The sequence below is a fragment of the Halopseudomonas salegens genome, assembly GCF_900105655.1.
Classification (GTDB): domain Bacteria; phylum Pseudomonadota; class Gammaproteobacteria; order Pseudomonadales; family Pseudomonadaceae; genus Halopseudomonas; species Halopseudomonas salegens.
Genome location: NZ_LT629787.1, coordinates 657,726 through 670,455 on the forward strand (window position 1 = coordinate 657,726; position 12,730 = coordinate 670,455).

Annotated in this window: 12 protein-coding genes; 5 read left to right on the forward strand and 7 right to left on the reverse strand. The window is 57.9% G+C overall.

Going from position 1 to position 12,730, the window contains the following annotated elements; genetic code table 11:
* Nucleotides 1-46: 46 nt before the first annotated feature.
* Entirely contained in the window at nucleotides 47-988 is a 942-nt protein-coding gene (gene rlmF / locus BLU07_RS02935; RefSeq protein WP_092383991.1) for a 23S rRNA (adenine(1618)-N(6))-methyltransferase RlmF, read from the reverse strand.
* Nucleotides 988-1,710 (reverse strand): spermidine synthase, encoded by a 723-nt coding sequence (locus BLU07_RS02940; RefSeq protein WP_092389543.1) that lies wholly within the window; start codon nucleotides 1,708-1,710, stop codon nucleotides 988-990. Before BLU07_RS02940 ends, rlmF begins: the two co-directional genes overlap by 1 nt.
* Nucleotides 1,711-2,108: 398 nt before the next feature.
* Here BLU07_RS02940 and tcdA point away from each other — a divergent pair, with 398 nt between their 5' ends.
* Nucleotides 2,109-2,897, forward strand: a complete 789-nt coding sequence (gene tcdA / locus BLU07_RS02945; RefSeq protein ID WP_092383993.1) for a tRNA cyclic N6-threonylcarbamoyladenosine(37) synthase TcdA — start codon at nucleotides 2,109-2,111, stop codon at nucleotides 2,895-2,897.
* 135 nt (nucleotides 2,898-3,032) lie between these two features.
* On the opposite strand, the gene dapD is transcribed toward tcdA, so the two are convergent.
* From dapD to map, 5 genes are read right to left on the reverse strand one after another with little or no spacing between them, the layout of a single operon-like run.
* Nucleotides 3,033-4,067, reverse strand: coding sequence for a 2,3,4,5-tetrahydropyridine-2,6-dicarboxylate N-succinyltransferase (gene dapD, locus BLU07_RS02950; RefSeq protein WP_092383995.1), 1,035 nt, complete (start codon nucleotides 4,065-4,067; stop codon nucleotides 3,033-3,035).
* A 21-nt stretch (nucleotides 4,068-4,088) separates the two neighbouring features.
* A complete protein-coding gene (locus BLU07_RS02955) occupies nucleotides 4,089-4,433 on the reverse strand; it encodes an ArsC family reductase (protein ID WP_092383997.1) in 345 nt (114 codons plus the stop codon).
* Nucleotides 4,434-4,435: 2 nt separating this feature from the next.
* The gene (gene dapC / locus BLU07_RS02960; protein ID WP_092383999.1) at nucleotides 4,436-5,632 is read right to left on the reverse strand and encodes a succinyldiaminopimelate transaminase; all 1,197 of its coding nucleotides are present in this window, start codon (nucleotides 5,630-5,632) and stop codon (nucleotides 4,436-4,438) included.
* 10 nt (nucleotides 5,633-5,642) lie between these two features.
* A complete protein-coding gene (locus BLU07_RS02965; protein ID WP_092384001.1) occupies nucleotides 5,643-8,339 on the reverse strand; it encodes a [protein-PII] uridylyltransferase in 2,697 nt (898 codons plus the stop codon).
* An 18-nt stretch (nucleotides 8,340-8,357) separates the two neighbouring features.
* A complete protein-coding gene (gene map, locus BLU07_RS02970) occupies nucleotides 8,358-9,146 on the reverse strand; it encodes a type I methionyl aminopeptidase (RefSeq protein ID WP_092384003.1) in 789 nt (262 codons plus the stop codon).
* 325 nt (nucleotides 9,147-9,471) lie between these two features.
* On the opposite strand from map, the gene rpsB reads away from it, so the two are divergent.
* The 4 genes from rpsB to frr all read left to right on the forward strand — a co-directional run bounded on the left by rpsB (nucleotide 9,472) and on the right by frr (nucleotide 12,710).
* Nucleotides 9,472-10,215, forward strand: coding sequence for a 30S ribosomal protein S2 (rpsB, locus tag BLU07_RS02975; RefSeq protein WP_092384005.1), 744 nt, complete (start codon nucleotides 9,472-9,474; stop codon nucleotides 10,213-10,215).
* 138 nt (nucleotides 10,216-10,353) lie between these two features.
* Entirely contained in the window at nucleotides 10,354-11,223 is an 870-nt protein-coding gene (gene tsf / locus BLU07_RS02980; protein WP_092384007.1) for a translation elongation factor Ts, read from the forward strand.
* Between the two features lie 188 nt (nucleotides 11,224-11,411).
* Nucleotides 11,412-12,146: a UMP kinase gene (gene pyrH, locus BLU07_RS02985; RefSeq protein ID WP_092384009.1), complete on the forward strand. Its 735-nt coding sequence runs from the start codon at nucleotides 11,412-11,414 to the stop codon at nucleotides 12,144-12,146.
* A gap of 6 nt (nucleotides 12,147-12,152) precedes the next feature.
* Nucleotides 12,153-12,710 (forward strand): ribosome recycling factor, encoded by a 558-nt coding sequence (gene frr, locus BLU07_RS02990; RefSeq protein ID WP_092384011.1) that lies wholly within the window; start codon nucleotides 12,153-12,155, stop codon nucleotides 12,708-12,710.
* Nucleotides 12,711-12,730: the final 20 nt, after the last annotated feature.

The window sequence follows — 12,730 nt, forward strand, 5'->3', positions numbered from 1 at the left end:
CGGTCATCAGGTGTAATCGGTCAATATGATAACAGATGGCAGCGGCTTACTCTGCCGCTTGCCAGCGTTTGCGCCGCCAGGCGCGACGCTGTTTCTTGTCCAGATACGTCCAGGCCAGCAAACGGCTGTGCTTGTTGCCCTGGGCCATATCGATCACGCGCAGGTCAGTGACGCCCTGCTTTTCCAGCTGTTGGCGCAGGGTTGGCAGGTTGGCGGCCTTGGATACCAGGGTGGTAAACCAGAACACCTGAGTGGCAAAGGCCTGGCTGTCGGCAATCAGCCGTTGCAGAAAGCCGGCTTCGCCACCCGGGCAGATCAGTTCATGCGACTGTCCGGCAAAGTTGAGCCCGGGGTCGCGTTTGCTTTCCCGCTTGCCCAGTTGTTGCCACTTTTTCTGGTTGGCTGCCCGGGCTGTGGCCTGGTCGGCGTGGAAGGGCGGATTGCACAGGGTGACATCGAACAGCTCATCGGGCTGGATCATGCCGCTGAACACCTGCGCCGGGTCGGCCTGCTTGCGCAGCGTTATGGTCGGTAAAAAGTCCGGGTTGGCGGTGAGGATGCGGCGCGCGTTATCCAGCGCCATCTGATCGGTATCGCTGGCAACAAAATGCCAGCCATAGGCGGCCTGGCCGATCAGCGGATAAATCAGGTTGGCACCGCAGCCGATATCCAGCCCGTATAACGCGTTGCCGGGCGGTAGTTGGCCGTCGTGGCTGGTGTTGAGCAGGTCGGCAATGGCATGAATGACATCGGCTCGCCCGGGTACCGGCGGGCAGAGGTAGCCCTCGGGAATATCCCAGGTGCTCAGGCCGTACTGGGTTTGCAGTAGCGCGCGGTTGAGTTCCTTGACCGCCACGGCATCGGCAAAGTCGATGGTCTGCTCGCCGCTGGGGTTGCGGGTCAGGTGCGGCTTGAGCGCCTTGTTGCGCGAGGTCAGTGCGGCAAAGTCATAGTGCCCCTGATGTTGGTTGCGCGGATGAAAGGGCATCAGGGTTGTACTCCGACATACACGGTGTTGGTGGATTCGCCGCTCTGGAACGGATTGTAAAAGGGCACCACATGGGCGTCGCAGGCGTTGAACAATTGCTGCATGACGGCCATGAATCCAGCATCAGGCGGGTCCTGGGACCAGAGCGCAAAAACGCCACCAGAACGCAGTTGCCGGGCCATCTTGCCGAGGCTGTCGACCGTATAGAAACTGGCGTTGGAGGCATGCAGCAGGGCGCGTGGCGAGTGGTCAATGTCGAGCAAGATGGCATCAAACTGGCGGCCGGGCGCTGCCGGATCAAAGCCGCCAGCAGGATCAACCGCCATATCGAAAAAGCTGCCATGGATATAGCGCGTGCGTGAGTCGGCGTTGAGCGTCTTGCCCAGCGGGACTTTTCCTTCACGGTGCCACTGGATCACGGTATCCAGATAATCGACGATCAGTAATTCGTTGACCCGCGGATCTTCCAGCGCAGCCACCGCCGTGTACCCCAGACCCAGACCACCAACCACCACACTCAAGGGCTCACCCGTGACTGCCGCCAGACCGAGCTTGCTCAGGGCGATTTCCGCCTCCGGGAACATGCTCGACATCAGGAACTCGTCGCCCAGCTTGACCTCATAGATATCCCGCTCACCCAGCGCTGGAATGGTCCTCCGCCGCAGCGAAATCTCGCCAATGGCCGAGGGTTGGCAATCAATTTCTTCAAACAAAAGGCCCATGCTGGCTCCGCAGTCAGTCGCAGCGGGCATTTTAGCACTTGCTGAGCGGAGACGGGTGGCTGGGAACCTCTGCAAAACTACCTGCGTTGTCGCAGCCGCGTTAAAAACAGCCTCGTGCGCGAGTCCGATCAAAATGCTCATTTACAACACGTAAACTGCGCTTTTTGATTGTTTTGCCTTGCTACGCCTGCCTCGGCTCTGGCTCCTGCTTCGCCCTAACTCCTGCATCCATGCAGTCGTCGCCTACGTTTTTCAAACATAGGTATAATTGCTCGATAGCTTTACCTGCATAACCATGACAGCTCAGGCTTTGCCCAGCTCAGACTAGCCCCTCTCCCCACTGCGGGAGAGGGGTTGGGGAGAGGGGGAAGCGGTCAGTCACATTCTCCGAGGCCCCAATGACCACAATCGATCCCCGCTTTGGCGGTATCGCCCGACTTTACGGCACTGATGGCCTGGCCACTTTGCAAGCCAGTCATATGCTGGTGGTCGGCATTGGCGGCGTGGGTTCCTGGGTGGTCGAAGCGTTGGCGCGCACCGTGGTGGGCAAGATCACCCTGATCGATATGGATGATATCTGTGTCACCAATACCAACCGGCAGTTACCGGCGATGACGGGGACTGTCGGGCGACTCAAGGTGGAGGTCATGGCAGAGCGGGTACGGGCGATCAACCCGGACTGCGAGGTCAATCCGGTAATGGACTTTGTCACCGAAGCGACCTTGCCGACTTATCTGGTGGGTGAGATCGACTGCGTGGTGGATTGCATCGACAGCGTGGCCGCGAAGGTAGCGCTGATTGCCTGGTGCAAAAGGCGCAAGATACCTTTGATTACGACCGGGGGCGCCGGCGGGCAGATAGACCCGACCCAGGTTGTAGTGGCTGATTTGTCGAAAACCGTGAATGACCCCCTCGCAGCCAAGGTGCGCTCGCAGCTGCGTCGCTCGCATAATTTTGCCCGCGCCGAGAGTAAACGGAGCTTTGGCGTGCCCTGCGTCTACTCCACCGAACAGCTGCGTTACCCGATGCCGGATGGCAGCGTGTGTCAGCAGAAGTCTTTTGTCGGCGAGGGGGTGAAGCTGGATTGTGCCGGCGGCTTTGGTGCTGTGACCATGGTCACGGCGACCTTTGGCATGGTGGCGGCGGCAGAGGCGGTGAAGCGGGTGTTGGGTAAGCGCAACAGTTGATTCTTTGCGGGCCCGGGGCATGGAACGTCACAGCCTGTGACTTCGCGATGACATTGAGGTGGAATTGAGAGTGGCTCATGGCCTCGAAACGCAGGGGCACGGCATGCCGTACCCCTGCGGAACCAGCGACCACACTCAGTTATGCGCGTGCAGCATTTCGTTGAGCTGGATGGCGCTCTTGTTGGTTTTGCATTCTATGGCACCGGTCTGCGAGTTACGGCGGAACAACAGGTCGCTCTGATTGGCCAGATCGCGGGCCTTGACCACTTCCACCAGTTTGTCGCTGTCATCGAGCAGGGCGATCTTGATGCCGGCGGTGATGTACAGACCCGCCTCTACGGTGCAACGGTCACCCAGCGGGATGCCGATACCGGCATTGGCACCGATCAGGCAGCCTTCGCCGACCGAAATCACGATATTGCCGCCACCGGACAGGGTGCCCATGGTCGAGCAACCACCACCCAGATCCGAGCCCTTGCCGACGAAGACGCCAGCCGAAATGCGCCCTTCGATCATGCTGGTGCCGTCAGTGCCGGCATTGAAGTTGATAAAGCCTTCGTGCATGACAGTGGTACCTTCGCCGACGTAAGCACCAAGACGTACCCGTGAGGTATCGGCAATACGCACGCCGCTGGGCACGACGTAATCGGTCAGCTTGGGGAATTTGTCGACGCTGTATACCACCAGAGCGTCACCCTTGAGACGGGCGCTCAATTGACGCTGGGGCAATTCGTTGATATCGATGGCGCCCTGGTTGGTCCAGGCAATATTCGGCAGCAAGGGAAAGATGCCAGCCAGCACCACGCCATGCGGCTTGACCAGGCGATGCGACAGCAGCTGCAACTTCAGGTAGGCCTCTGGGGTTGAGGTCGGCGCTTCATCAGTGGCCAGTACGGTCACAACCAGCGGGCGCTGACTGTCAGCCAGTTGCGCGACCAGCTCAGCGCTCTCTGCAAAGCCGGCTGTCTTGAGCGCCTGGCTCAGGGCGGCACACTGACTGGCCGCGAGATCCAGGGCCTGATTGCCGCCACTGTAGTTCAGCTGATCAGCGATGATCTTGACCAGCTTTTCGTCCGGGTTCAACAGCGGTTGCGGATAGTAGACTTCAAGCCAGTTTCCGGCGTTGTTCTGGGTGCCGACACCAATGGCCAGGCTGAAACATTCACTCATGGGTATTCCTTGAATTCTGAGTTAGTCAAAAACGGCGGCATACCACTCGGGCTTGAAGCCAACCAGTCGTTGGGAGCCGGTATCCAGCACCGGTCTTTTGATCATCGATGGCTGGGCCTGCATCAGGGCGATGGCCTTGGCCTGGTCGATGTTGTCCTTGTCGTCATCCGGCAGTTTGCGGAAGGTGGTGCCACGTTTGTTGAGCAGGGTTTCCCAGCCCTTTTCGTCACACCAGACGCGTAGCGTCTCGGCGTCGATGCCGGCCTGCTTGTAGTCATGAAACCGGTAATCGATCCCTTTTTCGTCCAGCCAGCTACGGGCCTTTTTCATCGTATCGCAGGCCTTGATGCCATACAGGGTGATCATGTTCAGAGCCTCCCGATAAGACGGCGGATACGCTGAGCTGCTTCGATGCAATCATCCAGCGGTGCGACCAGCGCCATACGCACACGGCCGGCGCCCGGATTATACCCATCCAGGTCGCGGGACAGGTAGCGGCCGGGTACCACGGCGACGTTTTCTTCTGCCAGCAGGCGACGGCAGAAGCTGTCGTCATCCATCGGCGTTTGCGGCCAGAGGTAGAAGCCGGCATCCGGGCGTTGCACATCCATCACGTCGCCGAGAATGTCCAGCACGGCGTCAAACTTGCTCTGGTAGAGCGCGCGGTTGGTCTCGACATGACTTTCGTCCTGCCAGGCGGCAATGCTGGCGCGCTGAGTCTGCACTGGCATGGCACAGCCATGATAGGTGCGGTATTGCAGGTAGGGTTTCAGCAGAGTGGCGTCACCGGCGACAAAGCCTGAGCGCAAGCCGGGCAGGTTGGAGCGCTTGGACAGGCTGTGAAACACCACGCAGCGTGCGTAGTCATGCCGGCCCATGGCGGCACAGGCCTGCAGCAGACCAATCGGGGCGGGTTGACCCGGACGATAGATTTCGCTGTAGCACTCGTCCGACGCGATGACGAAATCATAGTCATCGGCCAGCCGGATCAGCTGCTGCAAGGTGTCCTGCGGAATAACCGCGCCGGTGGGATTGCCCGGGGTACAGATAAACAACAGTTGGCAGCGCTGCCAGATACTCGCCGGTACCTGGTCAAAATCGGGAATGAAGCCATTGCTGGCATCGCAGGCCAGGTAATGCGGTTCGACCCCGGCCAGAAAGGCTGCCCCTTCATAGATCTGATAGAAGGGGTTGGGGCTGACTACCAGGCCTTGCGAGTCGCGTTCGATCAGCGCCTGGGTAAAGGAAAACAGCGCTTCGCGCGTACCGTTGACCGGAATAATGTGCTGCGCCGGATCCAGGCTGTCGGCGGGCAGGGCGAAGCGTTGTGTCAGCCAGTCAGCGATGCTCTGACGCAGCTCCGGGATGCCGGCGGTGGTCGGATAGACGGCGGCCTGATCGAGATTGCTTGCCAGTGCTTCGAGCACAAAGGGCGGTGACGGATGCTTGGGTTCTCCGATCGACAGCGAAATCGGACGCAGTTCGGGATTGGGCGTGATATCGGCAATCAGGGCGCGCAGCTTTTCAAAGGGATAGGGCTGCAGGCGCTGCAAATCATGGTTCATGGATAGCGTCTCAAAAAGTGATGGCCTGCGTGGCGTCAGTGTTGCTGCCAGCCTGACTGTCACTCAGGGTGGCGATAATCGTCTGTTGCAGCCGTTGGCAGAGTTCCGGATCGGATAGCGCCTGGTTATCGACATCGGTCAGCACGAAGACGTCATCCACGCGTTCACCGAGGGTGACGATCTTGGCATTCTGAATGCTGATGTCGAAATCCAGGAAAATGCGACCCATACGGGCGAGCAGGCCGGGACGGTCGGGGGCGCTCAGCTCAAGAATGGTGTGTTGTCCGGCCGGGTCGTTGAATATGGTGACCTCGGGTGGGAAGGCAAAGTGCTTGAGCTGGCGCGGTACCCGGCGTTGAATGATGTTCGGGTAATCATCCGGGTCGGACAGGGCTTCACTCAACCCCTGTTTGACCTGGCGGATACGTTCGGGGTTGTCGCCAATCGAGCTGCCATCGGCATCCAGCACAATATAGGTATCCAGGCTGAACTGGCTGGTCGAGGTAATGATGCGCGCATCCTGAATGCTCAGATTGAGCTGATCCATGGCGGCTACAGTGGCAGCAAACAGGTCGTGCTGGTCCGGAGTGTAGATAAATACCTGAGTGGCGCCTTCGAATTCACGTTGCGCGGTTTCCTTGATCAGCACTAAGGGACCCTGGTGATCCGGATGCTGGATGATCGCTTCGGTATGCCAGGCGACGTCGCTGGCGGTGTGGCGCAGGAAGTAATCTTCGCCCAGTTGCACCCAGAGCTCTTCCGCATCATCCTCATCAATACCACTTCGCACCAGAATATCCAGGGCCGCCTGTTGCGTCTGACGAACATGCTCTTCGCGATCCGGTGGGTTATCCAGACCACGGCGCAGGGCGCGCTTGGTTTCGGTATATAGCTGGCGAAGCAATGAAGCGCGCCAGGAGTTCCACAGGGTCGGGTTGGTCGCGTTGATGTCGGCGATGGTCAGTACATAGAGGTAATCCAGGCGCACCTGGTTGCCCATATGCAGGGCAAAATCATGGATCACTTGCGGGTCGGAAATATCCTTGCGTTGGGCAGTCGTCGACATCACCAGGTGATTCTCCACCAGCCAACTGATCAAGTGCGTATCCCAGGCGGGTAGATGGTGGCGCTTGCTGAATTCACGTGCGTCCACGGCACCCAGTTCGGAGTGGTCTCCTCCCCGGCCTTTGGCGATATCGTGATAGAGCCCGGCCATGTACAGCAGGTCGGGTTTGGGCAGGCGGCAGAAGATTTTCCATGCCAGCGGATAGCGCTCCTGATAATCCGGGCGGCCGAGTTTGCGCAGGTGCTTGATCAGGTTCAGCGTGTGCGCATCCACGGTATAAATGTGGAAGAGATCATGCTGCATCTGGCCAACAATCTTGCCGAACTCTGGCAAATAGCGGCCCAGAATACCGTAGCGGTTCATGCGGCGCAGATTGGCGTGAATGCCTTGCTGGCAACGGAATAATTCGACGAACAGGCTGGTATTGCGCAGATCGGCACGGAAGGCATCGTCAATCAGGTGGCGGTTGTCGCGCAATAAGCGAATGGTGTCTGCACGCACCCCGCGAATTTCCGGGTGCTGGGCCATCAGCAGGAAAATTTCCAGCAGAGCGAAGGGCGTTCGCCGGAATACCTGAGGATGGGTCACTTCAATATAGTGGTTGCGCACCTGGAAGCGGTTGTTGAGTGGCTGGATATCGGCCTGCTCCGAGTCACGCAACAGCATTTCCTCGAAGTGTTGCATCAACAGGTCATTCAGCTCGGAGAGTGACATGACGACACGGAAGTAGCGCTGCATGAAGCGCTCCAGCGCCATCTTGCTGTCAGTGTCTTCGAAGCCCAGCATCTTCGCAATGCTGCGCTGATGGTCAAACAGGAGGCGGTCTTCTGCCCGGCCAGCCAGAGTGTGCAAGGCAAAACGAACCTGCCAGAGAAAGCTCTGTCCAGCATCCAGCAGTGTGTATTCGGCTTCGTTGAGAAAGCCGCGCTCAACCAGTTCTCGCAGGTCGCTGGTACCGAAATGCCGCAGCGCAACCCAGGCAATGGTCTGGATATCGCGCAGGCCCCCGGGTGAGCTTTTGACGTTGGGTTCCAGATTGTATTCAGTGTCGTTGAACTTGCCATGGCGTGCATGCTGCTCGCTGCGCTTGGCGCGGAAAAATTCGGCATCACTCCACATATGCTCGGGACTGATGGCAGCAATCATTTGCTGGCGCAGGACTTCATCGCCGACCAGGGTGCGCGATTCCATCAGGTTGGTGATCACGGTGATGTCGGCGCGGGCCTCTTCGGCACACTCGGCGATATTGCGCACACTCTGCCCAACTTCCAGGCCGATGTCCCACAGCAGCATGAGAAACTGTTCGATGCAGTCACGATAGGGCTCAGATTCATCGCGCAGCAGAATCAGCAAGTCGATATCCGAATGCGGGTGCAGTTCGCCTCGGCCGTAACCCCCAACAGCCAGCAGGGCGATGCCGCTGTCATTGGCACAGCTGAGTTGACGCCAGGCCTGCTGCAGAATGTGGTCGGTAAACCAGGCGCGCTCATGGATCAGCTTGCGTATATCGCGGCCACCGTTGAAACGGGCCTGCAAGACGTTGTCAGCCTGGCGGATGGCTTTCTTGAATGCCGCGATGGGGCTGGTTTTCAGTGCCAGTTCGGCCTGGAACTGGCTGGGATCAAACAACTCGTTATCCACGGCAACAGCCCCTTGGGTTTACTGAAAGGTTTCTTCCTGGCGCTTGGTCAGGATCTCGTGGCCATCTGCGGTCACCAGGATGGTGTGCTCCCATTGGGCCGACAGCTTGCGATCCTTGGTAATGGCCGTCCAGCCATCACCCAGCAATCGCGTCTCTGCACGGCCCTGGTTGATCATGGGTTCAATGGTGAAGGTCATGCCTTCTTTCAATTCCATGCCGGTGCCTGCGCGGCCGTAGTGCACTACCTGGGGATCTTCATGAAATACCTTGCCGATGCCGTGGCCGCAATATTCGCGTACAACGCTGAAGCGGTTGGCATGCGCGTGGTCCTGGATTATCTGGCCGATATCGCCCAGGCGCGCCCCGGGGCGCACAACAGAAATACCTTTATACAGGCATTCCTGCGTCACCTTGGCCAGTCGCTGGGCCCACTCGGGTACCTCGCCGACCATGAACATCTTGCTGGTGTCGCCGTGGTAGCCGTCCTTGATGACGGTGACGTCGATATTCAGCATGTCGCCGTTCTTCAGCGGCTTGTCATTGGGTATGCCGTGGCAGACGACGTGATTCAGTGAGGTGCAAATTGACTTGGGGAAGGGCATCCGGCCTGGAGCGCCGCCATAGTTGAGCGGTGCTGGAATAGCACCTTGTTCATCAACAATATAATTATGACAAATGCGATCCAGTTCTTCCGTCGTGATGCCGGCCTTGACATGCTCGCCGATCATCTCCAGCACTTCGGCGGCCAGCCGGCCAGCTACGCGCATGCCGGCAATATCTTCCGCAGTCTTGATGCTCACGCTCATGTCGACACCTCTTTTCTGGGCTGTACCGGGGCACAGCAATAAAATCGTGCGGGCCTGGGGTGGCTGCATGCCACTGCCCGACAAAGCGCATCATTCTAACAGAGAACCCGCACTGCGAGCGACCCGCGGGCGGACAGCAGGGGCCGGATATGCTTTAATTTGTTGCGGCAATATGGTATAAAGCGCCGCGCCTGTGAGAGGTCGAGCAATCGGCCGCAGGTGAAAACTGAATCCGCACACATATCGACACGTTGCCCTGGGTGCCCTGCGGGGTTGGACAGCGGGATATGTGGAGGCTCAACCCGATAGACAATTTGGAGTTAACATGACTCAAGTCAACATGCGCGACATGCTGAAGGCCGGTGCGCACTTCGGCCACCAGACCCGTTACTGGAACCCGAAAATGGGCAAGTTCATTTTCGGTGCTCGCAACAAGATTCACATCATCAACCTGGAAAAAACCATGCCGATGTTCCACGAAGCCCTGGGCTTTGTGGAGAAAGTCGCTTCCGGTAAAAACAAGATCCTGTTTGTTGGCACCAAGCGTGCCGCCAGCAAGATCATTGCCGATGAAGCTACTCGTGCCGGTATGCCCTATGTTGATCACCGCTGGTTGGGCGGCATGCTGACCAACTACAAGACCATCCGCCAGTCCATCAAGCGTCTGCGTGACCTGGAAGTGCAGTCACAGGACGGTACCTTTACCAAGCTGACCAAGAAAGAAGCGCTGATGCGCACCCGTGATCTGGAAAAACTGGATCGTGGTCTGGGCGGTATCAAGGATATGGGCGGTCTGCCCGACGCCATGTTCGTTATCGATGTCGAGCACGAGCGCATCGCTATCACCGAGGCCAACAAGCTGGGTATTCCGGTTATTGGCATCGTTGATACCAACAGCAGCCCGGATGGCATTGATTATGTAATCCCGGGTAACGATGACGCTATCCGCGCCATCCGCCTGTATGCCGCTGCTGTTGCTGACGCGGTGTTGCGTGGCAAGAACAATGGTGGTGCCGGCGATGAGTTCGTCGAAGAAAGCGCCCCGGCTGCAGAAGCCTCGGAAGGCTGAGTGGTTATCGGCATGTGACTGCCGGTACAAAAAGGGGGCTATGCCCCCTTTTTGCAATGTATTGAGTGCACAATTTTACCCCGCCATGCCCTGACGCGTCGGGCGTGGACAAGATCAAGCTATTTAGAGGATATGTTCATGGCACAGGTTACTGCAGCAATGGTCAAGGAACTGCGCGAGCGCACCGGTCAGGGCATGATGGAGTGCAAGAAAGCGTTGGTTGCTTCCGAGGGTGACATCGAGAAAGCAATTGATGACATGCGTGCTTCCGGCGCCATCAAGGCAGCCAAGAAAGCCGGTAATATCGCCGCCGAAGGCGCCATCGCTGCCAAGGTGTCGGCTGATGGCAAAACCGGCATGATCATCGAAGTCAACTCGCAGACTGACTTCCTCGCTCTGCAGGACGATTTCAAAGGCTTCGTCGCCGCTTCACTGGATAAGGCTTTCGAGGCAGGGTACACCGACGCCGCGCCATTGATCGAGGCGCAAGAGCCAGCCCGCGAGGCCCTGGTTGCCAAGACCGGCGAAAACGTCAATATCCGTCGTCTGACGCGCGTTGAAGGTGATGTGGTGGGTGCTTACCTGCATGGCCATCGCATCGGTGTCCTGGTGACCCTGAAAGGCGGTGACGAAGAGTTGGCCCGTGATATTGCCATGCACGTTGCTGCCAGCAATCCGCAATTCCTCGACCCCAGCCAGGTATCGGAAGATGCCGTCGCCAAGGAAAAGGAAATCTTCATGCAGTTGAATGCTGACAAGATCAAGGGCAAGCCACCGGAAATCGTTGAGAAGATGGTCAGCGGCCGGATTCAGAAGTTCCTCGCCGAGGGTAGTCTGGTTGAGCAGGCTTTCGTCAAGGACGATAGCCTCAAAGTCGGTGAGCTGGCGAAAAAAGCCGGTGCTGAAATCGTTTCCTTTGTCCGTTATGAAGTGGGTGAAGGTATCGAGAAAGCGGCTGATGACTTTGCAGCTGAAGTAGCTGCTCAGGTTGCTGCGGCCAAGAAGTAAACAGCCTGTGTCCAGACTCCATGAGCCTGCACGTCAGGACATGACAGGTTGAAGTTGAACGGGAGGCTTTTCGCGCAAGCGGAAAGCCTCTTTTGTAATAAAGCTGAAAAATTGAACATCGCATCGGTTATGCTGTCCTGTACGGTGTTGGTTGTTCCCATCACTCCGCATTCATAAGAGAGTCGCAAATGGCCCAGATACCCAGCAGTCGTCAGCCCAAGTACAAACGGATTTTGCTCAAACTCAGCGGCGAGGCCCTGATGGGCACCGAAGCCTTCGGGATTGATCCCAAAGTACTGGATCGGATGTCACTGGAAATCGGCCAGTTGGTGGGTATCGGCGTCCAGGTTGGCCTGGTGATCGGTGGCGGTAATCTGTTTCGTGGTGCGGCGCTGCATTCGGCCGGTATGGACCGGGTAACCGGTGATCATATGGGTATGTTGGCTACGGTAATGAATGCGCTGGCCATGCGTGACTCGCTGGAACGCTCGAACATACAGACTCGCGTGATGTCTGCCATCACCATGGAAGGGGTCACCGAGCATTATGATCGTCGCAAGGCTCTGCGCTACCTGGGCGGTGGTGACGTGGTAATATTTTCCGCGGGCACGGGCAACCCATTTTTCACGACTGACACGGCCGCCTGCCTGCGAGCGATTGAGGTGGATGCCGACGTCGTCCTGAAAGCGACCAAGGTAGATGGGGTGTATAATGCCGATCCGATGAAAGATCCGGATGCCGTGCGTTTTGATCGCCTGAGCTATGACCAGGTGTTGGACCTCAAGCTGGAAGTCATGGACCTGACTGCCATTTGCCTGATCCGCGACCACCAGATGCCGTTGCGGGTCTTTAACATGAATAAACCCGGTGCACTGCTGAATGCAGTGGTCGGCAGTGCCGAAGGCACATTGATCGAGGGCTGAGCAAGAATGATCAACGATATCAAGAAAGACGCGCAGGAGCGCATGAAAAAATCCATTGAATCCCTGGAGCATGCCTTCAACAAGATTCGCACGGGTCGCGCCCACCCCAGCATCCTTGACAGCGTGATGGTGTCCTATTACGGGTCTGACACGCCCTTGCGCCAGGTCGCCAATGTCAATGTCGAAGACTCTCGTACACTGGCCTTGACCGTGTTCGACAAAAGCATGATCCAGGCTGTGGAAAAGGCCATCATGACCTCGGACCTGGGGCTCAATCCGGCGACTGCAGGGACAACCATTCGCGTGCCCATGCCGGCGCTGACCGAAGAAACCCGCAAAGGCTATACCAAGCAGGCGCGAAGCGAAGCGGAAAATGCCCGCGTGGCGATCCGCAATATCCGTCGTGATGCCTTGAGTACACTGAAAGACTTGCAAAAAGAAAAGGAAATCAGCGAAGACGAAGAACACCGCGCCGCTGACGAGATTCAGAAGCTGACTGACAAGTATGTCGCTGAAGTCGATAAGGCGCTGGTCACCAAGGAAGCGGACCTGATGTCTGTCTGACATCAGTTACCCGGGGAGTT